18 protein-coding genes are annotated in these 23,296 nt (G+C 70.0%); 9 read left to right on the top strand and 9 right to left on the bottom strand.

All coding sequences use genetic code 11. From position 1 onward, the window contains the following. Window positions 1-75: 75 nt before the first annotated feature. Window positions 76-1,371 (top strand): ABC transporter substrate-binding protein, encoded by a 1,296-nt coding sequence (locus ACIA8R_RS17045; RefSeq protein ID WP_364092689.1) that lies wholly within the window; start codon window positions 76-78, stop codon window positions 1,369-1,371. Window positions 1,372-1,420: 49 nt separating this feature from the next. On the opposite strand, the gene ACIA8R_RS17050 is transcribed toward ACIA8R_RS17045, so the two are convergent. The 6 genes from ACIA8R_RS17050 to ACIA8R_RS17075 form a co-directional block, all read right to left on the bottom strand. Next, window positions 1,421-1,822: a hypothetical protein gene (locus ACIA8R_RS17050; protein ID WP_364092687.1), complete on the bottom strand. Its 402-nt coding sequence runs from the start codon at window positions 1,820-1,822 to the stop codon at window positions 1,421-1,423. A gap of 59 nt (window positions 1,823-1,881) precedes the next feature. Continuing rightward, on the bottom strand, window positions 1,882-2,694 hold the full coding sequence (locus ACIA8R_RS17055; protein WP_364092685.1) for an ABC transporter ATP-binding protein: 813 nt from the start codon (window positions 2,692-2,694) through the stop codon (window positions 1,882-1,884). Further along, window positions 2,691-3,629 carry an ABC transporter ATP-binding protein gene (locus ACIA8R_RS17060; protein WP_397039087.1) on the bottom strand — a complete coding sequence of 313 codons (939 nt, stop codon included), beginning with the start codon at window positions 3,627-3,629 and terminating at the stop codon, window positions 2,691-2,693. Before ACIA8R_RS17060 ends, ACIA8R_RS17055 begins: the two co-directional genes overlap by 4 nt. Then, entirely contained in the window at window positions 3,619-4,617 is a 999-nt protein-coding gene (locus ACIA8R_RS17065; RefSeq protein ID WP_357704426.1) for a branched-chain amino acid ABC transporter permease, read from the bottom strand. Before ACIA8R_RS17065 ends, ACIA8R_RS17060 begins: the two co-directional genes overlap by 11 nt. 16 nt (window positions 4,618-4,633) lie before the next feature. Continuing rightward, entirely contained in the window at window positions 4,634-5,794 is a 1,161-nt protein-coding gene (locus ACIA8R_RS17070) for a branched-chain amino acid ABC transporter permease (RefSeq protein WP_364092682.1), read from the bottom strand. A 518-nt stretch (window positions 5,795-6,312) separates the two neighbouring features. Beyond that, window positions 6,313-6,663 carry a hotdog fold thioesterase gene (locus tag ACIA8R_RS17075; protein WP_357704627.1) on the bottom strand — a complete coding sequence of 117 codons (351 nt, stop codon included), beginning with the start codon at window positions 6,661-6,663 and terminating at the stop codon, window positions 6,313-6,315. A 131-nt stretch (window positions 6,664-6,794) separates the two neighbouring features. Here ACIA8R_RS17075 and polA point away from each other — a divergent pair, with 131 nt between their 5' ends. The 4 genes from polA to ACIA8R_RS17095 all read left to right on the top strand — a co-directional run bounded on the left by polA (window position 6,795) and on the right by ACIA8R_RS17095 (window position 13,604). Then, on the top strand, window positions 6,795-9,485 hold the full coding sequence (gene polA, locus ACIA8R_RS17080; protein ID WP_364092680.1) for a DNA polymerase I: 2,691 nt from the start codon (window positions 6,795-6,797) through the stop codon (window positions 9,483-9,485). Window positions 9,486-9,647: 162 nt separating this feature from the next. Continuing rightward, window positions 9,648-10,703 carry a polysaccharide deacetylase family protein gene (locus ACIA8R_RS17085; RefSeq protein WP_397039090.1) on the top strand — a complete coding sequence of 352 codons (1,056 nt, stop codon included), beginning with the start codon at window positions 9,648-9,650 and terminating at the stop codon, window positions 10,701-10,703. Window positions 10,704-10,892: 189 nt separating this feature from the next. Continuing rightward, window positions 10,893-12,374 carry a 30S ribosomal protein S1 gene (rpsA, locus tag ACIA8R_RS17090; RefSeq protein ID WP_352358288.1) on the top strand — a complete coding sequence of 494 codons (1,482 nt, stop codon included), beginning with the start codon at window positions 10,893-10,895 and terminating at the stop codon, window positions 12,372-12,374. 108 nt (window positions 12,375-12,482) lie between these two features. Further along, window positions 12,483-13,604 (top strand): epoxide hydrolase family protein, encoded by a 1,122-nt coding sequence (locus ACIA8R_RS17095; protein ID WP_397039091.1) that lies wholly within the window; start codon window positions 12,483-12,485, stop codon window positions 13,602-13,604. 10 nt (window positions 13,605-13,614) lie between these two features. Here ACIA8R_RS17095 and ACIA8R_RS17100 read toward each other — a convergent pair whose 3' ends face one another. The 3 genes from ACIA8R_RS17100 to ACIA8R_RS17110 form a co-directional block, all read right to left on the bottom strand. Further along, a complete protein-coding gene (locus ACIA8R_RS17100; RefSeq protein ID WP_397039093.1) occupies window positions 13,615-14,352 on the bottom strand; it encodes a class I SAM-dependent methyltransferase in 738 nt (245 codons plus the stop codon). A 313-nt stretch (window positions 14,353-14,665) separates the two neighbouring features. Continuing rightward, window positions 14,666-16,042: an erythromycin esterase family protein gene (locus ACIA8R_RS17105; RefSeq protein ID WP_397039094.1), complete on the bottom strand. Its 1,377-nt coding sequence runs from the start codon at window positions 16,040-16,042 to the stop codon at window positions 14,666-14,668. Between the two features lie 107 nt (window positions 16,043-16,149). Beyond that, on the bottom strand, window positions 16,150-16,923 hold the full coding sequence (locus tag ACIA8R_RS17110; protein ID WP_397039096.1) for an SDR family oxidoreductase: 774 nt from the start codon (window positions 16,921-16,923) through the stop codon (window positions 16,150-16,152). 120 nt (window positions 16,924-17,043) lie between these two features. Here ACIA8R_RS17110 and ACIA8R_RS17115 point away from each other — a divergent pair, with 120 nt between their 5' ends. The 4 genes from ACIA8R_RS17115 to ACIA8R_RS17130 all read left to right on the top strand — a co-directional run bounded on the left by ACIA8R_RS17115 (window position 17,044) and on the right by ACIA8R_RS17130 (window position 23,290). Beyond that, a complete protein-coding gene (locus ACIA8R_RS17115; RefSeq protein ID WP_397039097.1) occupies window positions 17,044-17,940 on the top strand; it encodes a LysR family transcriptional regulator in 897 nt (298 codons plus the stop codon). 285 nt (window positions 17,941-18,225) lie between these two features. After that, entirely contained in the window at window positions 18,226-20,106 is a 1,881-nt protein-coding gene (locus ACIA8R_RS17120) for a thiamine pyrophosphate-binding protein (RefSeq protein WP_397039099.1), read from the top strand. A gap of 5 nt (window positions 20,107-20,111) precedes the next feature. Then, window positions 20,112-21,560 carry an NAD-dependent succinate-semialdehyde dehydrogenase gene (locus tag ACIA8R_RS17125; RefSeq protein ID WP_397039100.1) on the top strand — a complete coding sequence of 483 codons (1,449 nt, stop codon included), beginning with the start codon at window positions 20,112-20,114 and terminating at the stop codon, window positions 21,558-21,560. Further along, on the top strand, window positions 21,560-23,290 hold the full coding sequence (locus ACIA8R_RS17130) for a dihydroxy-acid dehydratase (protein ID WP_397039102.1): 1,731 nt from the start codon (window positions 21,560-21,562) through the stop codon (window positions 23,288-23,290). Before ACIA8R_RS17125 ends, ACIA8R_RS17130 begins: the two co-directional genes overlap by 1 nt. Window positions 23,291-23,296 lie beyond the last annotated feature (6 nt).

Raw genomic sequence — 23,296 nt, forward strand, 5'->3', positions numbered from 1 at the left:
TGTACGTTTCCGTCATTCGATCGGGAGCGCTCGGCGGTGCTGACGATCCCGGCCTGGAAATGAAGGAGACACTTCATGATCCGCATTGCTCCCGTGGGGCGGGCGCTGGCTGTCGTGGCCGCCACCAGCCTGGCCCTGACGGCCTGCGGCGGTGGCGGCAGCAACACCGCCACGCAGACCTCGCAGCCGGCAGCGCCATCGTCGTCGGCTCCCGCGGCCAAGGGCGACGGCACCCTCACGATCGGTACGCTGCTGCCCCAGACCGGTTCGCTCGCCTTCCTCGGCCCGCCTGAGTTCGCCGGCGTCGACCTGGCCATCAAGGAGATCAACGAGGCCGGGGGCGTGCTGGGCAAGCCCGTCACCAAGTACGACACCGACTCGGGCGACACCACCACGAACATCGCCTCGCAGTCGGTGGACAAGCTCCTGGCCCAGAAGGCCGACGCCATCATCGGCGCCGCGTCCTCGTCGGTGTCGGAGTCGGTGATCGACAAGATCACGGGCGCTGGTGTCATCCACTTCTCGCCGGCCAACACCTCCGACAAGTTCACCACGATCGAGGACAAGGGCCTGTACTTCCGCACCTCGCCGCCGGACAAGCTGCAGGGCCGCGTGCTCGGCGACCTGGTGGTGTCCGACGGCAACGACACCGTCGGCATCCTGGCGATGCAGGACTCCTACGGCACCGGCCTGGCCGACCAGGTGCAGAAGACGGTCACCGACGGCGGCGGCGAGGTCGTCGAGCGCGTCGACTACGACCCCAAGGCCGCCGACTTCTCGGCCGACGTGGCCAAGATCAAGGCCAAGAACCCCAAGGGCATCGTCATGATCGGGTTCGAGGAGACCGCCAAGGTCATCCAGGAGCTGGTCAAGCAGGGTCTGCCGGCCGACAAGCACAAGTGGTACATGGTCGACGGCAACACATCCAACACGAACTACGTCAAGATGCCCAAGGGCACTCTTGAGGGCGTCAAGGGCACGATCCCGGGTGCGGCCGCGCCGGAGGAGTTCCAGAAGAAGCTCCTCGGCATCAACCCCAAGTTGGAGGACTACAGCTACGCCCCCGAGTCCTACGACGCGATGAACCTGCTCGCGCTGGCCGCCGAGGCCGCCAAGAGCGACGCGGGCGTCGACATCGCCGCCAAGCTGGCCGAGGTCAGCAAGGGTGGCGAGAAGTGCAAGGACTTCAAGAGCTGCGTCGACCTGCTCAAGGCCGGCAAGGACATCGACTACGACGGCGTGAGCGGCCCGGTCGAGTTCAACGACGCCGGTGACCCCGCGGTCGCCACCATCGGCATCTACCAGTACGGCAAGGACAACAAGTACGCCACCAAGGCGCTGGAGTACCGCACCGGCAACATCGCCGGCTGACGTCCGAGGTTCGGCGAAGGGCCCGGTCCGCGAGGATCGGGCCCCTTCGTCATGCGCAGCCGGCCACGATCTGGTCGGCGGCGGCCCGGTACTGCCGCAGCAGCGCCACCTGCCGCTCGTGCGGCACGTCGTTCCTGGACAGGCCCTCGGTGGCCGACTTGACGCTCTGCACGGCGGCGTGCAGCGAGGCCGGCAGCCGGTCGCCGAACTGGAGCGTGATGCCGCGCAGCTCGGCCAGCCGGCCGATGACGGCGTCCTCGAAGTACTGCTGGTCCTCCTGGCCCTTCGGCTTGAGCATCAGGCCGGCGTACCCGATGGCCGAGACCACGCGCGCGCACGGGCTGTCGGTCGGGTCGCCGCCGGTGCTGTACCTCTGCGCCGAGGAGGCGTCCTCCTGGCAGCCGACGAGCAGGACGGGCAGGACGAGCGCCACGGTCAATAATCGTTTCACAGCGCTCATTAAAAAACGGCGGAGGGGCTCCGGGGGAGCCCCTCCGCCGTTCGATTCGGTTACGCCTTGGCCAGCGTGCCGAGGTACAGCTCGATGACCTTGGGGTCGTTGGCGAGCTGCCTGCCGGTGCCGGTGTAGGCGTTGCGGCCCTGGTCGAGCACGTAGCCACGGTGGCAGATCTGGAGGCAGCGGCGGGCGTTCTGCTCCACCATGATCACGGTCACGCCCGCCTTGTTGATCTGCTGGGCCTGGATGAAGACCAGGTCCTGGAGCTTGGGCGACAGGCCCGCCGACGGCTCGTCGAGCAGCAGCACCGACGGCTCGGTCATGAGCGCCCTGGCCATGGCCACCATCTGCCGCTCACCGCCGGACAGGGAGCCCGCCCGCTGCTTGCGCCGCTCCTTGAGCGCCGGGAACAGCTCGGCGACGAACTCGAAGCGCTCCTTGAACTTGCCGGGCACCTGGAAGGCGCCCATCTCCAGGTTCTCCTCGATGGTGAGGCTGGGGAAGACGTTGTTGGTCTGCGGCACGTAACCGACGCCGCGGGAGACCAGCGAGTGCGCCTTCATGTTCGTGATGTTCTCACCCTTGAGCAGCACCGTGCCGCTGCGGATGTTGACCAGCCCGAACATCGCCTTCAGCAGCGTCGACTTGCCGGCGCCGTTGGGGCCGATGATGCCGATCAGCTCGCCCTCTTTGACGTAGAGGTCGGAGCCGTTGAGGATGTTGACGCCCGGCAGGTAGCCGGCGATCAGCTCGTCGCACCGCAGCACGGCGTCGGCGGCGCCCTCCAGGTGCGCGGCGCGGCCGGTGACGGCCGCCTGCGACTCGGGTGCGGACTCGGGGGCGGTCGTCTCGGGGACGTCGCTCACTTCTGCGTCTCCTCTTCGATCTCGGCCTCCAGCGCCGCCTCGGCCTCCTGGAGCTGCGTCTCCAGTTCGGTGTCCGACAGCGGGGCGTCGTGGTGGGCGCCGAGGTAGGCGTCGATCACGCGCTCGTCCGACATGATCGTGTCGGGCGGCCCCTCGGCGATCACGGCGCCCTGCGCCATGACGATCACCCAGTCGCTGATGTCGCGGACCATGTCCATGTCGTGCTCGACGAACAGCACCGTCATGCCCTGCTCGCGCAGGTCCTTGACGTGGCCGAGCAGCGACTGGGTCAGGGCGGGGTTCACGCCCGCCATGGGCTCGTCCAGCATGACCAGCTCGGGCTGGACCATGAGGGCGCGGGCCATCTCCAGCAGCTTGCGCTGGCCGCCGGACAACGATCCGGCGAAGTCGTCCCGCTTGGCGCCGAGCTTGAAGCGTTCGAGCAGCTCCTCGGCGCGGACGGTGATCTCGTCCTCCTGACCGCGCCACATGCCGGGGATGAGCGCCCGCCAGAAGGTCTCGCCCTTCTGCTGCTGGGCGCCCAGGCGCATGTTCTCCATGACGGTCAGGCGGGACAGCGCCTTGGTCAGCTGGAAGGTGCGCACCATGCCGGCGCGGGCGACCTTGTGGGCCGGCACCCCGTTCATGCTGCGGCCGTTGAACGTCCACGAGCCGGAGTCGGCCGTGTCGAAGCCGGTGAGCTGGTTGAAGAAGGTCGTCTTGCCGGCGCCGTTGGGGCCGATCAGCGCGGTGATGGAACCCCGCTGGATCTCGATGTGGCCGACCTCGACCGCGGTCAGGCCGCCGAAGCGGCGCACGACGTTGTCGACGGTGAGGATCGGGTCCGGCTTGGGCACGCCCGGCTCGCGGGCCAGGTCCTTGAAGACGGCCAGCGCCGCGGCCTTGCGCTCGGTGGCCGTGGTTTCAGCGTGCATTGATCGCTATCTCCCTCTTGTCGCCGAAGATGCCCTGTGGCCGGAAGATGAGCAACAGGACGAGGCCCAGGCCGACCAGGATCCAGCGGACGGCGCCCACCTGGTTCGTGTCCATGAAGGTGATGATCCCGGCGCCGACGGCCTCGGAGAGCACGCCGTAGATCAGGACGAGCAGCACCCAGAAGATGGACGCGCCCACGACGGGCCCGAGCACGCGGGCGGCGCCGCCGAGGATGACCATCGTGTACGCGTAGAACGTGGTCTCGGTGCCGAAGATGTCGGGCTGGACGGAGGCGTAGGCCAGGCCGTAGATGAAGCCGCCCAGGCAGCCCACGACGCCGCCCAGGATGAGCGACTGCATCTTGTAGGAGAAGACGTTCTTGCCGAGGCTGCGCACGGCGTCCTCGTCCTCGCGGATGGCCTTGAGCACGCGGCCCCAGGGGCTCTTCATCAGCAGGTAGACCAGGCCGCAGCACAGGGCGATGAGCACCCAGCCGACGGTCAGCACCCACAGCACCCTGTTGTTGAAGAACAGGGGGACGGAGCCCAGGTTGAAGCCGTACTGGCCCTCGGGGTACGGGTTGAGCGCGTAGAAGCCGTCGGAGAAGCCGCGCTGGCCGTCCGAGCCGCCGAAGACGCTCTTGAACGCCACCGACCGGAACACCAGCCGGACGATCTCGGCCGCCGCGATGGTGACGATGGCCAGGTAGTCGGCGCGGAGCTGGAGGGTCGGGATGCCGAGCAGGATCGCCAGGAGCACGGCGGCGAGCAGGCCGACGATGATGCCGACCCAGAACGGCAGCCCCATGACGGTGACGGTGACGGCCAGGCCGTAGCCGGCCACGCCCATGAACGCCGCCTGGCCGAAGTTGAGCAGGCCGGTGTAGCCGAATTGGATGTTGATGCCGATCGCGGCGAGCGCGTACAGCACGGTCTCGACGCCGACCGCGGACTTCAGCGTCGTGCTGATGATCGTGATCCAGTCCATTCTGATCCTCCCCCGATCAGCCGATTCGCTCGCGGCGGCCCAGGATGCCCTGGGGCCGGACGAGGAGCACGATGATGAGCACGACCAGCGCGCCGACGCTCTTGAGCTCCGGCGGCACCCACAGGGTGGAGACCTGGATGAACAGGCCGACCACCAGCGATCCGACCAGCGCGCCGAAGGCGGTGCCGAGCCCGCCGAGCGTGACGCCGGCGAAGATGAGCAGCAGGATGTCCTGGCCCATCGTGTACTTCAGGTTCTGCGAGAGCCCGAGCATGATGCCGGCCAGCGCCGCGATGGCGCCGCCCAGGGTCCAGACGGTCCGGATGACCCGGTCGACGTTGATGCCCGACGAGGCCGCGAGAGCGGGGTTGTCGGACACGGCCCTGGCCGCCTTGCCGGTGCGGGTGCGCAGCAGCGCGAAGCCGACCAGCAGCAGCACGGCCAGCTCGATGCCCATCGCCACGAAGTTCTTGGGGGCCGCGGAGATCGGCCCGACCTGGATGCCGGGCTGGGCCGTGTACTGGGCGTAGGCCTCGTTCTGGCCGCCGAAGAAGATCAGCATGACGTAGCGCATGACCAGCGCGACGCCGATGGAGATGATCATCATGGCGATGATGCCGGTGCCGCGCCTGCGGAGCTGGCCCCAGAAGAGGCGGTCCTGGGCGTAGCCGAACGCGCCGCCCAGCGCCACGGCGAGCACCGCGGCGGGGATGAGATGGAGGCCGGCGCCCACGTTGAACATGTACGCCAGCACCGCGCCGAGTGTGACCAGCTCTCCGTGGGCGAAGTTGGTCAGGCCGGTCGTGCCGTAGATCAGCGACAGGCCGAGCGCGGCCAGGGCGATGATCAGGCCGAGGTTGAGCCCCTCGAAGGCGAGCTGCGCCGCGGTGTCCCAGAACGTGCTCTCGCCGCTCTCCGCGTCTCCCTGTGGCTGGCCTGCCACGCCCTTGGCCTGCAACGCGAACAGCACGGTCGAGCAGTTGCCCTCGAAGACGGTCGGCGTGCGGACATTGCTGCCCCCGCGCACCTCGGCGTTCTTCGGCAGGCTGCCGGGGTCAAGGGTGACCTTGAACTTGCCCTTGTCGGTAGGAACTTCCCACGTGCCCTGTGCGTTTGTTGTGACCTCCTTGACGGGTTGTCCGCCCTCGGTGGTCACGGCGATTTTGACGCCGTTCACTGGCTGGCCTTGGAGTTTGAGCGTCCCCTTCAAACCCTGGCATCCAGCCGGCCCCGCCTGCGCGGGACTGGCCAGCAGGAAGATGAGTCCACCCAGGAAGGCCGTGAACGCGATCACGGCTCTGCGCAATGGTGCTCCCTCAAATAGGTCAAGGCGGGGTTGTACCCCTCCATCTCGACACGCGCGCATCGCAGGCACAACTGGGATGCAATGGCGGGAGCTTATTCCGGAGACGCCCGTTTCAGTATGGTTCGTCACCAATTAGTGACATGCGTGTGGCACACATGTGAGGAAACAACGCGGCAGGTCAGGGGCTAAATGAGGGAAGACGCCTGGCTGCGGCGGAAACGAAACGATAACGATGGGGAGAAAACGTGGACGAGCCCGCGGAGCGGCCTTTGGGGCCATGTAGGGCTTCCCCGGCCGTACACGTTATCTACCGGGCCTCCCCGCGGGCTCTGTTCGGACAACCGTAGCGATCGATGGGGCCGCTGCGCAAAGGTTCCGTCAAAGTGACGTCAGGGGCGCTGGTCGCGCAGCATGCACGTCAATCTGGAGGTGCACACGCGGCGTCCCTCGTCGTCGGTGATCTCGATCTCGTACGTCGCCAAAGTGCGTCCGCCGTGCAACCTGGTCGCGACCCCGGTCACGTGGCCGGAGGTCGCCGAGCGGTGATGGGTGGCGTTGATCTCGATGCCGACGGCGATCCGGCCGGGGCCCGCGTGGATCGCCGCGGCCACCGAGCCCAGCGTCTCGGCCAGCACCACCGACGCGCCGCCGTGCAACAGGCCGTAGGGCTGGGTGTTGCCCTCGACCGGCATCCTGCCGACGACGCGCTCGGCGCCGGCCTCGACGAACTCGATGCCCATCCGTTCGGCCAGCGTGCCCTCGTGCACCGCGCCGTAGGCGGAGAAGTCCAAAGGATCGGTATGCGTCAAGGGGATCTCTCCACTCTTCCGAGCTCGGGTTTTCTGTCGTTGACGCAGACTAGGCTGCGTACGTGCCGAAGAGTGAAGTGACCCCCAGCCGCCCGTGTCTGTTGCTGCTCGACGGGCATTCCCTGGCCTACCGCGCCTTCTACGCGCTCAAAGACGCCAACCTCATGACCACCGACGGTCAGCACACCGAGGCGGTCTACGGGTTCACCTCGATGCTGACGAACATCCTGCGCGACGAGCAGCCGACCCACGTGGCGGTGGCCTTCGACAGGTCGGAGCCGACGTTCCGCCACGAGGAATACTCCGACTACAAGGCCAACAGGAGCGAGACCCCCGAAGACTTCCGCGGCCAGATGCAGCTCATCTACGAGCTGCTCGACACGCTGCGCGTCCCGCACCTGTCCAAGGCGGGCTTCGAGGCCGACGACCTCATCGCCACCCTGGCCACCCGCGCGGCCGAGCAGGGGATGAACGTCCTGATCGTCACCGGCGACCGCGACGCCCTGCAGCTCGTCAACGAGAACGTCACCGTCCTCATGACGCGCCGGGGCATCAGCGACATGACCAGGTTCACCCCCGAGGCGGTCGAGGAGAAGTACGGCCTGACCCCGGCCCAGTACCCCGACTTCGCCGCCCTGCGCGGCGACCCCAGCGACAACCTGCTGTCCATCCCCAGCGTCGGCGAGAAGACCGCGGCCAAGTGGGTGCGCGAGTTCGGCTCGCTGACCGCCCTGGTCGACCGCGTCGACGAGGTCAAGGGCAAGGTCGGCGACAAGCTGCGCGAGCACGTCGCCCAGGTGCTGATGAACCGCCGCCTCACCGAGCTGCTGCGCGACGTGCCGCTCGACGTCGACCTCGGCGACCTCACGCAGGGCGTGTGGGAGCGCGAGGAGATCAACAAGCTGTTCGACACCCTGCAGATCCGCGGCGAGCTGCGCGAGCGCGTCTTCAAGGTGCTCGGCACCGGCGAGGCGGAGCCCGAGCAGGGCTTCGAGGTCGAGACCGTCATCCTCGGGCCCGACCGGGTCGCCGGCTGGCTGGCGGCGCTGCCGCAGGGCCGCGCCGGGCTGGCCTTCAAGGGCTCCTACGGCAGCGGCTCGGGCCGCATCGACGGCATCGCCGTCGCCTCGCCCGACGGCACCGCCGCCCACATCGACCCCGTCAAGCTCACCGAGGCCGACGAGGCGGCGCTGCGGGCCTGGCTGGGCGACGCGAGCAGGCCCAAGGCCGTCCACGACGCCAAGGGCCCGATCCTGGCCCTGTGGGCCCAGGGCCTGGAGCTGCGCGGCCTGAGCTGCGACACCGCGCTGGCCGCCTACCTCGCCATGCCGGGCCAGCGCACGTTCGCGCTGGAAGACCTGGCCAGGCGCTACCTCCACCGCGACCTGCGGGCCGAGGAGGAGTCCGGCGGCCAGGCCGCGCTGTTCGGCGACGACGAGGACGCCCCGGCCAAAGACCTCGCGCTGCGCGCCCACGCCGTGCGCGAGCTGGCCGACTCTCTTGAGAGCTTCCTGGCCGGCCGCGGCGGCACCCAGCTCCTGGCCGACGTCGAGCTGCCGCTGCTGTCGGTGCTGGCCGAGATGGAGCGGGCCGGCATCGCCGTCGACAGCCAGTACTTCGCCGGTCTGGAGGCCGAGTTCGGCGCCGCGGTCAAGCACGCCGTGGAGGAGGCCCACCGCGCCGTCGGCGAGCAGTTCAACCTCGGCTCGCCCAAGCAGCTGCAGGAGATCCTCTTCACCCGGCTCAACCTGCCCAAGACGAAGAAGATCAAGACCGGCTACAGCACCGACGCCGACCAGCTCGCCTGGCTCGCCACCCAGACCGAGCACGAGCTGCCGACGATCATGCTGCGCCACCGCGACCAGCAGAAGCTGCGCACCACGGTCGAGGGCCTGATCAAGGAGATCGGCGACGACGGCCGCATCCACACCACGTTCAACCAGATCATCGCCGCGACCGGCCGCCTGTCGTCGGAGAAGCCCAACCTGCAGAACATCCCGATCCGCACCGCGGAGGGCCGCCGCATCCGGCAGGGCTTCGTGGTCGGCGAGGGCTTCGAGCAGCTGCTGACGGCCGACTACAGCCAGATCGAGCTGCGCATCATGGCCCACCTGTCCGGCGACGAGTCGCTGATCGAGGCCTTCGAGTCCGGCCACGACTTCCACCAGGCCACCGCGGCCCGGGTGTTCGACCTGCCGCCCGAGCAGATCGACGGCGAGCTGCGGGCGCGCATCAAGGCGATGAACTACGGCCTGGCCTACGGCCTGTCCGACTTCGGCCTGTCCGGGCAGCTCAACATCCCGGTCTCCGAGGCGCGGGCGCTGAAGGAGGAGTACTTCACCGAGTTCGGCGGCGTACGCGACTTCCTGCAGGCCATCGTGGCCCAGGCGCGCACCGACGGCTACACCGAGACGATCATGGGCCGCCGCCGCTACCTGCCCGACCTGACCAGCGACAACCGCCAGCGCAGGGAGATGGCCGAGCGCATGGCGCTCAACGCCCCCATCCAGGGCTCGGCGGCCGACATCATCAAGGTCGCCATGCTCCACGTCCACCAGGCCATCGCCGAGGAGGGGCTGGCCTCCCGGATGTTGCTGCAGGTGCACGACGAGCTGGTGTTCGAGGTCGCGCCGGGCGAGCTGGAGACGTTGCGGCAGCTCGTGTGCGACCAGATGAACGCCGCCTACCACCTGCGCGTTCCGCTGGAGGTCTCGGTGGGCGTCGGGCGTACGTGGGAGGACGCCGGCCACTGACGATGTTTATCCCGACACGGCGGGGCAGTCCGACATATCGCGAACGGCGTAGCCCCGCCGTCTCCGGGGCTTCTCGTCTACGCTGAAGATAGTTTTGGCCGAGTTGCCGGGAGATTTGTGCGGGTACCAACGTCGTTCACGCGGATCATCGCAATCGCGAACGTGGCGGTGGTGGCCGTGGCCATCGCCGGGCTGAGTCTCTTACCTGACGGTGAGACCCCTACTACCCAGGCGTCGGCCAGGGTCGGCGTGATCGCCCCCGTCACTCCTCCGCAGGGACAACCCCAGAACGTCTCCGAGCCTCCGGGCGTGGTCGCCACCCCCGAGTTCGCCCGGCAGGTGCGCGCCAACGAGGCGGGCCTAGTGCCGATCATCATGTATCACCGGATCCTGCGCAAGCGCGTGGCCTCCATCGACCGCACCCCCGGCCAGCTCCGGCAGGAGCTGGAGAAACTGGCCAAGCAGGGCTACGTGCCCATCACGGCCAGAGAGTTCGCCACCGGCGACATCCGGGTGCCGGCCGGGCGGTTCCCCGTGGTGCTGACGTTCGACGACGGGCACCCGAGCCACTTCGCGCTGGACGCCTCCGGCAACCCCGAGCCCGACACCGCCGTCGGCGTGATCCTCGACGTGGCCGCCCGTTACCCCTCGTTCCGGCCGACCGCGACGTTCTGGATCACCCGTGAGCCCTTCGGACTGCGCGATCAGGAGCAGCAGGCGGCCGCCGTGCGGTGGCTGGTCGAGCACGGCTTCGAGGTCGCCAACCACACCTGGTCCCATCCGGACCTGCGGCGGCTGTCGAAGAAGAAGGTACGCGAGCAGATCGTCCGGGTGGAGCGCCTGCTCAAGAAGCTGGGGGCGCCGCCCGACAGGACCCTGGCCCTGCCATACGGGTCGATGCCGCGGCCCAAGAAGCTCGCCCGTACCGGTTCCTGGGACGGAACCCGATATGATTTCGCGGGCGTGTTCCTCGCCGGGGCCCAGCCGTCCCTTTCGCCCTACGCGAAAAATTTTGATCGTGGGGCGATCCAGCGGATCCAGAGCAACGGCAAGCGCGGGGAGTGCCGCAAGTGGTGCTCGCAGTACTGGCTGGAGTGGCTGAACAAGCACCCTGGCGAGCGCTACGTCTCGGACGGCGATCCCGAGCGGATCTCCATCCCGCGGAAACAAAGAGGTAATATCAACCCCAAGCGGGAGTCCCAGATCATTGCGTACTGATGCGCCCCCGGATTGACCTCGTGGCCAACGTCTCATATGCTGATCGCTGCGCTGTGGGCTCGCGCGCGCCTCAGACGGAGCGGGCTCGCGCTCGGTCACGTCGATGTCGTCATTCCTCGGCTTGATGCGGAAGAGGGCCTGCCGCGCACGCCACATCGACTTCTGTCCGCGTTCGGAGCAATTCCACACATGACGTCCAGCACTGAGGCCACCTCGAGCACCCCGCAGGTAGCGGTCAACGACATCGGGTCCGAGGAAGCCTTCCTCGCCGCGATCGACGAGACCATCAAGTACTTCAACGACGGCGACATCGTCGAGGGCACCGTCGTCAAGGTCGATCGAGACGAGGTTCTTCTCGACATCGGCTACAAGACCGAGGGTGTCATCCCCTCGCGCGAGCTTTCGATCAAGCACGATGTCGACCCTGCTGACGTCGTGGAGGTCGGGGAGCACGTCGAGGCCCTGGTTCTCCAGAAGGAGGACAAAGAGGGCCGCCTGATCCTGTCCAAGAAGCGCGCGCAGTACGAGCGCGCCTGGGGCACGATCGAGAAGATCAAGGACGAGGACGGCATCGTCACCGGTACCGTCATCGAGGTCGTCAAGGGTGGTCTCATCCTCGACATCGGCCTGCGCGGCTTCCTCCCCGCCTCCCTGGTCGAGATGCGACGGGTCCGCGACCTGCAGCCGTACGTCGGCCGCGAGCTCGAGGCGAAGATCATCGAACTCGACAAGAACCGCAACAACGTGGTTCTCTCCCGCCGCGCCTGGCTGGAGCAGACGCAGTCCGAGGTGCGCCAGACGTTCCTCAACACCCTGCAGAAGGGCCAGGTCCGCAAGGGCGTCGTCTCTTCGATCGTCAACTTCGGCGCTTTCGTCGATCTCGGCGGGGTCGACGGTCTGGTCCACGTGTCCGAGCTGTCCTGGAAGCACATCGACCACCCGTCTGAGGTCGTCGAGGTGGGCCAGGAGGTCACGGTCGAGGTCCTCGACGTCGACATGGAGCGCGAGCGCGTCTCCCTGTCGCTCAAGGCCACGCAGGAAGACCCGTGGCAGCAGTTCGCCCGTACCCACCAGATCGGCCAGGTCGTGCCGGGCCGCGTCACCAAGCTGGTGCCGTTCGGTGCGTTCGTCCGGGTCGAGGAGGGCATCGAGGGCCTGGTCCACATCTCCGAGCTGGCCGAGCGCCACGTGGAGATCCCGGAGCAGGTCGTCCAGGTCGGCGACGAGATCTTCGTGAAGATCATCGACATCGACCTCGACCGTCGCCGCATCAGCCTCTCGCTGAAGCAGGCCAACGAGGGTGTGGGCACCGAGGTCGAGTTCGACCCGACCCTCTACGGCATGGCGGCCACGTACGACGACCAGGGCAACTACATCTACCCCGAGGGCTTCGACCCGGAGACCGGGGAGTGGCTCGAGGGCTTCGACAAGCAGCGTGAGGAGTGGGAGCGGCAGTACGCCGAGGCCCAGACTCGCTTCGAGGCTCACCGCAAGCAGATCGAGGAGGCCCGCAAGGCCGAGGCGGAGGCCGGCGAGGCCGCTCCCTCGTCCTACAGCGGCGAGACCGCTCCTCCGTCGGGCAGCTCGTCGTCGGCTCCGGCCAGCGGCGCGCTCGCCTCTGACGAGGCGCTCGCTGCCCTCCGCGAGAAGCTCGCGGGCGGCCAGAGCTAAGGCTCAGCCTTGAAAGGCCCCGCACGGGTTTCCCGTGCGGGGCTTTTTCATGCTCCCGTACGGGGATCGCGGAACGATCCTTGCCGCATGGGTTCCTAGTGTTCCCCCATGAAGCCCTTTCGCATCGACATTCCGCAGGCCGACCTCGACGACCTCAAGGAGCGGCTGCGGCGCACCCGCTGGGCCGGGCCGCTGCCGGGCGGGTGGGACCGGGGCGTGCCGGTCGGCTACCTGCGTGAGCTGGCCGCGTACTGGGCCGACGAGTTCGACTGGCGGGCCGTCGAGGCCCGGCTCAACGCCTTCGACCAGTACACGACGGTGATCGACGGGCAGACGATCCACTTCCTGCACGTCCGCTCGCCCGAACCGCACGCGCTGCCCGTCGTCCTGACGCACAGCTGGCCGAGCTCCGTGCTGGAGTTCGCCGAGGTCGTCGGGCCGCTCACCGACCCGCGGGCGTACGGGCTCGACCCGGCCACCGCCTTCCACGTCGTGGCGCCCTCGCTGCCCGGGTTCGCCTTCTCGCCGTTCCCCGACCCGCCGGACGAGCGGCCGTGGAGCATCGTCCGCGTGGCCCGGACGTGGGCCGAGCTCATGGCCCGCCTCGGCTACGACCGGTACGGCGCCCACGGCAACGACGCGGGAGCGCTGGTGACCCCTCAGCTGGCCGCCCTGGACAGCGAGCACGTGGTGGGCTCGCTCATCACCGCCGGCCTCGGCATCCCCACCGGCGAACCCGGCGAGCTCGACGGGGCGGACGAGGAGGAACTGGCCTCGCTCGCCGAGCTGACCGCGTGGACCTCGGGCGGCAGCGGATATGGGCCCTACCTGGCCAAACGGCCCCAGACGCTCTCCTACGGGTTCGTGGACTCGCCCGTGGCGCAGCTCGCGTACCTGGTGGAGCGGTTCAAGGAGTTCGACGGCTGGTCGCCGCTGAAGGAGCCGGTCGCGCGGGACCTCGTCCTGGCCAACGCCAGTCTGTACTGGCTGACCGGCACCGGCGGGTCTTCGTCGTGGCCGTACTACGAAGGGGCCGCCGGGCTGCCGATCGATCAGCGGGCGGTGCCGACGGGGGTCTCGCACGGAGGTCCGGCGATCATGCGGCGCATCGCGTCCCGCCGGAACGACCTGCGGTGGTGGGGCGACGCGGTGAGCCCCAGCCACATGGTGGGCCTGGCCGCCCCGGAAACCCTGGTCACAGCCATTCGCACCTTCTTCGGCCTGCTCTGACCCGCGCCCGTCAGGCGGCTTCCAGGACGAAGAACAGGAAGCTCAGGAACCGCGTGCCGGTGATCTCGCGGAACTCCTCGGGGAACAGCTCGCGGGCCTCCGGCGCGGCCGGCGGTTCGCTGATGACGCTGATCCGGAAGCCGGCCTCGGTGAACGCCTCGCTCATCGCGTGCAGCGGCCGGTCCCAGAACCTCATCCGGGCGGTCTGCCCTCCCATGGTCCATTCTTCGACCCGGTCGCGAGTTCCGAAGTAGACGGGCCTTTCCCCGGCCATGTGCTTGACGAGGGTGATGACGAAGGGATGGTCGACCGAGACGAGGAGCCGGCCGCCGGGCTTCAGCACGCGTCGCAGCTCGGCCAGCGCCGGCCCCCAGTCCTCCAGGTAGTGCAGCACCAGGGACGCGATGACGTCGTCGAACTCGCCGTCGGGCAGGGGCAGTGGGCTGCCGAGGTCGGCGACCCGCAGGTCCGCGTCGGCGCCCAGCCGTCGCCGGGCCAGCTCCAGCATCCCGGCGCTCGCGTCGACGCCGGTCACGACGGCCCCTCGATCGCGCAGCTCGGCGAACAGGGGACCCGAGCCGCAGCCGGCGTCGAGGACGCGCCGGCCGGTCACGTCCCCGGCGAGCTCCAGCATCGCGGGCCGCTCGTAGTACGCGTTCACGAGGCCGGTCTCGTTCTCGGCCGTGTACCCCTCGGCGATCCTGTCGTAGTCGTTGAATCCGGACGGAGTGGAAGGCATGCGGGCCATTTTGGCCCATGACGAGATGATCAGGTGAGAGGAGGGAGCACGACAGGCCGTGCGGTACCGGAGGCCGCCTGTGCCGAAACAACGCGGCTCACCGCGAATCGCCGGACGACGTCGACACGTCGACCTTCGGCTCGCTGGATCACCGGTCAGGTGCTGCGGGTCGCCGGCGGGCACGCCCTTTGAGGGCTCGGCCGTGCGTGCCCACCACCACGAAGGGTGGTGGGCACAGGGGTCAGGGACGGGCGGTTCCCACGCGAGCCAGGTCAGCGCGGTCGTGGCTCGCCCTGCTCCCGTCCGGCCGTGCCGTGAGATCTCACGGCAGGAGCCGGGCGGCCTTGACCTGGTGCAGGTGGATGACCACGTCGAAGGAGCGTCCCAGAGCGGCCTGGACGGCCTGGCCGGGCGACCAGAACCCGCCGCCGATCAGGCGGGTGTTCCGGGCCTGCGACAGCCACGCCTTGGCGGCGGCCGGCGCGGTGCGGGTGTCGAGCATGAAGTCGCGGTGGCGCACCTGGTCCAGCGTATGCTCGTTGTAGTCGGCGGGCGCGGCGGAGACCGAGCCCTTGCACGTCATCGGCCGCTCGGCGGGCTTGACGCCGTCCGGGCAGCCGTCCTCGGAGCCGGCGAAGTTGTAGCCGCCCTGGTCGAAGCTGGTGCCGACGGTGACGAACCGGTCGCCGAGCCGCTTGCGCAGCAGGCCGCCCATCGGGGTCGGCACGAACGCGGTGTCGATCGGGGTGTAGCTCAGATGCGCGTTCAGCCCGGACACCTGGATCTTGGCCCCGGTGGTGGCGTTCCACCAGGCCACGTTGTCGGCCAGCACGCTGTCGCGGTACTCCTGGGCCTGGCGGCGGCCGTCCTCGGTGGCCTGGTCGAAGGCGAAGTCGGTGAAGGTCTGCGACAGCGCGCGGGCGTGCTGCACCGCCCACTTGCCCGCGCCCTGGCGCTCCAGCAGCCTGAGCGCCTGCGTGGCGCGCCGCGCGTGGTCCTGCCTGGTCTTCAGGGGTACGGCCATCGCCTGCGCCATGTACTCCCCGGCGTTCTTCGTGGTGGGCCGCAGCCCGTCGTACAGCCGGGTGAGCTCGGGCAGCAGGGCGGGGTGGCGCTGCTTGACGTAGGCCAGCACCTTGTCGAACAGGATGTCGCCGGGGTAGAGCAGGTCGGCGCCCATGAACTGGACCTTCTCTGCGTGGCCGGCGTTGTGGGCCCGCATCCACCGGACCAGGTCGAGGAACTCGCGGTTGTCGAACAGGTCATAGGGGCCCTTGACCTCGTCGTGGAAGATCGCCTGCGGGTCGCCCTTGCCGTACAGGACGTAGTCGTTCAGGCGCAGGCCGGTGCTCCAGCTCAGCTCGCGGGCGAACGTGGTGAACCCCTTCTCGGCCACCAGGTAGCGGAACAGCCGCTGGTTGAGGGTGTAGAACTCGGCGGTGCTGTGCGTGGCCTCGCCCACGCCGACCACCTGCGCCCGGCCCACCATGGCGCCGAAGGCGTCGAGGTCGTGCCCGCGAGCCTCGGCAGAGGTGGAGGCCAGCGGCTTGGCCACGCTGTCGAGCGCGGCCACCACGCCGGTGTCGGCGGACGCGGGGACGGCGGGCGCGGCGACGGCGACGGTGCCGGCCATGGTGCCGGCCATGGTGCCGGCCATGGTCAGGCCGGCCGAGGCCAGGCCGAGGGCAAGAAGCTTCATCGTGTTTCCTGAAAGGTGAGAGGGTTGCTTGCGGTACGTCCAAAACTGCCGGGACGCGCTGACACCCGGTTGAGCATCGGCTGACGGCGGCCCGGGGCGCTGTCAGCTCAGATCCGGGGACCGAGGAAACAGCCGCCGGAGGCGTCGACGACCTGGCCGGTCACCCACCGTCCGGCCTCCGAGGCCAGGAAGGCGACCACGTCGGCGATGTCGTCGGGCCGGCCGACGCGGGGGATGGCGTTGCCGGTGCCGACCATCTGCTGGACCTCGGGGTTGCCGAGCATCCATGGGTTCATGTCGGTGACCGTCGGCCCGGGCGCGACGGCGTTGACGGTGATGCCGCGCGGGCCCACCTGCTGGGCCAGGGAACGGCTGAGCACCTCGATGCCGACCTTGCTCATCGCGTACGGCGCCTCGGGCATGGCGATCCTGGTCGCCGCGGTGGTCACGTTCACGATCCGGCCGCCGTCGTTGAGCAGCGGAAGGGCCCGCTGGACGATGAACAGCGGCGCCTTGGTGTTGATCGCGATCAGCCGGTCGAAGGCCTCGGGGGTGACGGTGTCGATCGGCCCGCCGGTGTTGATGGCGGCGTTGTTGACCAGGATGTCCAGCCGCACCTGGCCGGTCCTCGCGGTGAGCCCCGCCTCCAGTCCGGCGAACAGGGTGTCGACGTCCCCGGGCACGCCCAGTTCGGCCCGTACCGGGAAGGCGCGGCCGCCGTCCTTCTCGATCAGCTGCACGGTCTCCAGGGCCGCGTCCTCGTTGCTGCCGTAGTGCACGGCCACCAGCGCGCCCGCGGCCGCCAGCCGCCGTGCCACGGCCCGGCCGATCCCTCGCGAGGCCCCGGTCACCAGTGCCGTCTTGCCTGTGAGCTGCGTCATCTTGTCACTCCAGAATCGTCCGACTTGTTCGGTGACCCAGGATCCAGGCGCTGAACAGCCCGAAACAATGACAAAATGCGCAAGGCAGAATTGACCCCGAGAGCAACGTGAGGGGGAGTCGTGGAGCTGCGCGACATCGAGATCTTCCTGACGCTGGCCCAAGAGCTCCACTTCGCCCGCACCGCCGAGCGGTTGCACGTCACCCCCGCCCGGATCACCAAGGCGGTACAGAAGCAGGAGCGCCAGATCGGCGCCCTGCTCTTCGAACGAAGCTCTCGGTCGGTACGGCTGACGCCGATCGGCCGGCAACTCCGCGACGACCTCTGGCCGATGTACAGCGGCCTCCAGGAGGGCGTGCGCCGGGCCAGGCTGGCCGCCGAGGGGATCACCGGCGTGCTCAGGGTCGGCATGATCCCGCACAACTCCTACGACCTGCGGCGCTACTGGGACGATTTCCGCGACCACCATCCCCAGTGGAGGCTGCAGATCCGGATCTCCCCGTTCGCCGATCCGTTCGCCGGGTTGCGCCGCGGTGACATCGACGTCCTGGTCGCGTGGCTGCCCGTCGAGGAACCCGACCTGACGACGGGGCCGGTCCTGTTCACCGACCCGCGCCTGCTGGCCGTGGCCGCCGATCACGAACTCACCCGGCACGCGACCGCCCTGACGGAGATGCTCGCCGACTTCCAGCACGTGGACGCCCCGTCCAGGCCGGACTACTGGGCGGAGGGTTTTCTCCCGCCCCGGACCTCCGTGAGCCGCCGCATCGAGCGCGGCCCGCTGGCGAGCAACACCGAGGAGATGCTCTCGCTGATCTCCACCGGAGAGACCGTCGGCCTCGTCGCCCACCACATGAAGCGCTACTACCTCCGGCCCGACATCGCCTACCTGCCCCTCCGGGACGACGATCCGCTGAAGTTCGCGCTGGTGTGGTCGACCGAGGCGGAGAACGACATGATCCGCGCCCTGGCCCGGACCGTCCGCGACCTCGGCCCCCTCGACCTGCGCAACCTCTGAAGGACCGGCGACTCGGCCGCCTGAGCGTCTCGGGCCGCCGGTCGCCGACGGGTCGGCTCCGCCACTCCGACGGCGCCTGGTGAGTTCGTCGATGTCAGTCTCACCGCGCTCCCGCCCGCATGCCCTCAATGCCTGATTTGTTGTCAAATAAGCAACAAACCAGGTCATTTTACCTCCGTGTACCCGTATTTCCTGTACGAGGTATTGCCGATACCTCAACAGCGTTGTACGTTCTCGGCTACATCCACGAGTCGAAGGAGAACGGTGGAGGGGGAGTCGAGCAGGATGACTGCTGAACGCGTCGCGCGGGCGGCGGCGATCGCGCGCGCCGGTGGTTTCGAGGAGGCCCTCGACCGCGGCGAGCTGCCGCGCAGGGCCGACCTGACCATGGCGGAGGCGGTCGTCCTCGGGCTGGTCAGGCAGGGGGTGACCCGGTTCGTCGTCGTGCTCGGCCACGGCTCGACCGAACTGGGCGAGGTGTTGCGCGCCTACCAGGACGCGGGCGTTCTCCAGACCTACGCCGTCCGGCACGAGACCGAGGCGTCCCACGCGGCAACGGCGTTGCGGTGGGTCACGGGGGAGAAGGCGGCGGTGGTCACCTCGATCGGGCCGGGAGCGCTCCAGGCGATGGCCGGCTCGCTCGTGGCGGCGAGCGACGGCGTCGGGGTCTGGCATCTCTACGGTGACGAGACCACCGAGGACGAAGGCCCCAACATGCAGCAGATCCCGCGCGCCGAACAGGGGCTGTTCCTGCGGCTGGCGGCCACGATGGGCCCGGCCTACTCGCTGCACACACCGCGCGCCCTGCCCACGGCGCTGCGCCGCGGCCTCAACCAGGTCGACCATCCGTACCGGCCGGGGCCCTTCTACCTGCTGCTGCCGCTGAACACGCAGCCAGAGGTGATCAAGGACTTCAACCTCGACGAGCTCCCGGTCGGCGCGCCGCCGCGGCTCGGCCCGGCAGACCCGGCCACGTCGTACGCGGAGATCGCCCGGCGGCTGGTGGCGGCCGAACGCGTGGTGATCAAGGTGGGCGGCGGCGCCACCGACTGCCGGTCGGAGCTGGAGGAGCTGGCCGACCTCGTCGACGGCGTCTTCGTGATGTCGCCGGTCAGCCTCGGCACCATCCCCTCCGGCCACCCGCGCCAGATGATGGTCGGCGGCGCCAAGGGCTCGCTGAGCGGCAACCACGCCATGGAACACGCCGACCTGCTGGTCGCCGTCGGCACCCGCTCGGTCTGCCAGGCGGACTCCTCGCGCACCGGCTACCCCAACGTCCGGCACGTCGTCAACATCAACGCCGACCTGGACGCGGCCACCCACTACGCCCGCACCAGCGCCCTGGTCGGCGACGCCCGGCTGAGCCTGGCCGCCCTGATCGAGGCCGTGCGGGCCGTACGGGCCGAGGACGAGAGCCCCCGGCACGACAGCGCGTGGCTCGCCGAGTGCCGGACGGCCCGGGCGGCCTGGGAAGAGCTCAAGGCGGCCCGCCTGGCCCGTCCCCGGCTGCACGACCCGGTCTGGGACCGCGAGGTGCTCACCCAGCCCGCCGCCGTGCACACGGTCGCGCAGTGGGCGGCCGACACGCGGGCGGTCACGTTCTTCGACGCCGGCGACGTCCAGGCCTACGGCTTCCAGATGTCGGCCCAGGACGAGCCCGAGGAGTCCTTCACCGAGGCCGGCGCCAGCTACATGGGCTTCGCCACGAGCGCGGTGCTGGCCACCGCCCTGTCCGGAGACGACTGGTACGGGGTGGCGGTGACCGGCGACGGCTCGTTCACGATGAACCCCCAGGTGCTCATCGACGGCGTGGCGCACGGCGCGACCGGCTGCGTCGTGGTGCTGGACAACCGCCGGATGGCCGCCATCTCCAGCCTCCAGATCGCCCAGTACGGCAAGGACCACGCCACCTGGGACCACGTCGCCGTCGACTACGTGGCCTGGGCGTCGTCGGTGAGCGGGGTGAACGCCCTGTTCGGCGGCACCACGCCCGAGGAGCTGCGGGCGGCGCTCGACAAGGCCCGCGCCCATCCCGGCCTGTCGCTCGTCCACGTCCCCGTCTACTTCGGGCCAGACCCGGACGGGGGCCTTCCCTCCTACGGCCGCTGGAACGTCGGCAACTGGGTGGCGCGCACCCAGGAGCTGCGTCACGAGATCGGACTGTGAACCCCATGAACCATCACCCGCTCCCGCCCGCCGCGATGTACGTGGCCGGCGCCTGGCACCGGGCGGACGAGACCTTCCCCGTGCACAACCCCGCCGACGGCGAGCTGCTGGCCGAGCTGCCGATCGCCCGCCCGCACGACCTCGACCTGGCCCTGGACGCGGCCGCCGAGGGCTTCGCGACCTGGCGGCGGACGCAGCCCTGGGAACGCTCGCGGATCCTGCGCCGCATCGCCGACGGCATCCGCGCGCAGGCCGGACGTTTCGCCATGGTCATGACGCTCGACCAGGGCAAGCCGCTGGCCCAGGCCGAGGGGGAGGTGCTGGCCGCCGCCGACCAGTTCGACTGGTACGCCGACGAGGCCCGCCGGGTCTACGGCAGGACGGTCGAGGCCCGCGACCCCGACACCCGCATCTTCGTCCGCCGCGAGCCGGTGGGACCGGTCGCGGCGTTCGCCGCCTGGAACTTCCCCGCGCTGCTGCCGGTCCGGAAGATCGCGCCGGCGCTGGCCGCCGGCTGCTCGGTGATCGTCATGGCCCCGGCGGAGGCGCCGCTGTCCGTGCTGCTCATCGCGGAGATCGCCGACGAGGCCGGCCTGCCCGCCGGGGCGCTGAACGTCGTCACCGGCGACGGCCCGGCCATCTCCCGCCACCTGATCGCCTCCGACGTGATCCGCAAGGTGAGCCTGACCGGCTCGGTCCCGGTCGGCGCCGAGCTGCTGCGGCAGGCCGCCGGCGGGATCAAGTCGGTCTCGATGGAACTGGGCGGGCACGCCCCGGTCCTGGTCTTCCCCGACGCCGACCCCGAGCGGGCGGCCCGGATGTGCGCCCGCGCCAAGTTCCGCAACAGCGGCCAGGTGTGCATCTCGCCCAGCCGGTTCCTGGTCCACGAGGACATCGCCGCCGCCTTCGCCGAGGCGTTCGCCGACGAGACCCGCGCGCTGCGGCTCGGCGACGGGCGCGACCCGGCCACCGACGTGGGCCCGCTGACCACGACCAGACGGCTGACCGCCGTCCACGAGCTGGTCGAGGACGCGGTGACCCGTGGGGCCACCGTGCTGGCCGGCGGCGGCCCCGCCGACCTGCCGGGCGGGCACTTCTACCGGCCGACCGTGCTGTCCGGCGTGTCCGACGACATGCGGGTGATGGTCGAGGAGCCGTTCGGCCCGATCGCGCCCATCAGCACCTTCGCCACCTTCGAGGAGGCGGTCTCCCGGGCGAACGCCACGCCGTTCGGCCTGGCGGGGTTCGTCTTCACCGAGGACCTGGCCACCGCCTTCCGGGCAAGCGAGGAGCTGGAGACCGGGATGGTCGGGGTCAACGAGCTCACGATCGCCACCGCGGAGGCCCCGTTCGGCGGGGTCAAGCAGTCCGGCTTCGGCCGGGAGGGCGGCACCGAGGGGCTGGCGGACTACACCGTCGCCAAGTACGTCAACCTGCGGCTCCGGGGGGCCTGATGACCGTCAACGAACCACGTGACGCCGACCACGACCCGGCCTCCCACGGCAACGAACCGCGTGGTGTCGACCGTGGCCTGACCTCCTACGGCGACGAGGGCTTCAGCCGCTTCCTGCGCCGGGCCTTCCTGGCCTCCTCCGGGTACGACGAGCAGGACCTCGACCGGCCGGTCGTCGGCATCGCCGACACCAGCGGCGGGTTCACCACCTGCCACCGGGAGATGCCGCAGCTCGTGCAGGCGGTCGCCCGAGGGGTGCTGGAGGCGGGCGGCCTGCCGGTGCCCTTCCCGGCCATGTCGCTGCCCGAGATCCTCATGTCGCCCACGTCGATGCTCTTCAGGAACCTGGCCGCGCTGGAGACCGAGGAGCTGGTCAAGGGCCAGCCGATGGACGCCGTGGTGCTGGCCGGCGGGTGCGACAAGACCGTGCCCGCCCAGCTCATGGCCGCGGTCTCGGCGGACGTCCCGGCCGTGCAGCTCGTGGCCGGGGCCATGCTCACCGGCACCTGGCGCGGCACCCGGCTCGGCGCGTGCACCGACTGCCGCTCGATGTGGGCCAGGCACCGGGCCGGGGAGCTGGACGAGGGCGACATCGCCGACGTGCGCGGCGCCCTGGCCACGACCGGCGGCACCTGCATGGTCATGGGGACCGCCTCCACCATGGCCTGCCTGGCCGAGGCCCTGGGCATGAGCCCGGCGGGCACGGCCACGGCTCCCGCGCCCACCGGCGACCGGCTCCGCGCCGGCGTGCGTTCCGGGCGGATCGCGGTCGAGGCCGCCCGCGCCGGGCGCAGGCCGTCCTCGATCGTCACCGCCGGGGCCCTGGCCAACGCGGTCACCGTGCTGATGGCGCTGGGCGGCTCGACCAACGCCGTGATCCACCTGCTGGCGGTGGCCAGGCGCGCGGGCGTGCCGTTCGGGCTCGACGACGTGTCGGCCATCGCCGGACGGGTGCCGCTGCTGGTCGACTGCAAGCCGTCGGGCGTCGGCTACATGGAGGACCTCCACCGGGCCGGCGGCGTGCCGGTGCTGATGAAGGCGCTGGAACCGCTCCTCGACCTGGACGTCCCGGTCGTGGAGGGCGGCACCCTGCGTGACCGGCTGGCCGGGGTCGCCCCGCCCGCCGACTGGCAGACCACCATCCGCACCCTGGAGGACCCGCTCGGGCCCACCGGCGCGCTGGCGGTGCTGCGCGGCAACCTCGCCCCCGACGGCGCGGTGATCAAGGTGTCGGCGGCCACGTCCGCGCTGCTGCGGCACGAGGGTCCCGCCGTCGTCTTCGAGTCGCCCGAGGACGTGGCCCGCCGGATCGACGACCCGGACCTGCCCGTCACGCCCGACTCGGTGCTGGTGCTGCGCAACGCGGGGCCGGTGGGCGGCGGCATGCCCGAGGCCGGGTCGCTGCCGATCCCGGCGAAGCTGGCCAGGGACGGCGTGCGCGACATGGTCCGGGTGTCCGACACGCGGATGAGCGGCACCGCGTACGGGACGGTCGTCCTGCACGTGTCGCCGGAGGCCGCGGTCGGCGGCCCGCTCGCGCTGGTGCGCGACGGCGACCGCATCCGCCTCGACGCCGCGGCGGGGGAGCTGGCGCTGCTGGTCGACCCGGACGAGCTGGCCCGCCGCCGGGAGGGCTGGGCCCCGCCGGCGCCGCCCGAGCGCGGCTGGCGGCGCCTGCACCACGACCACGTGCTCCAGGCCCACGAGGGCGCCGACTTCGATGTCTGTTAGAGCATC

The sequence above is a fragment of the Nonomuraea sp. NPDC051191 genome, from assembly GCF_044455665.1.
In the GTDB taxonomy this organism is placed as follows: domain Bacteria; phylum Actinomycetota; class Actinomycetes; order Streptosporangiales; family Streptosporangiaceae; genus Nonomuraea.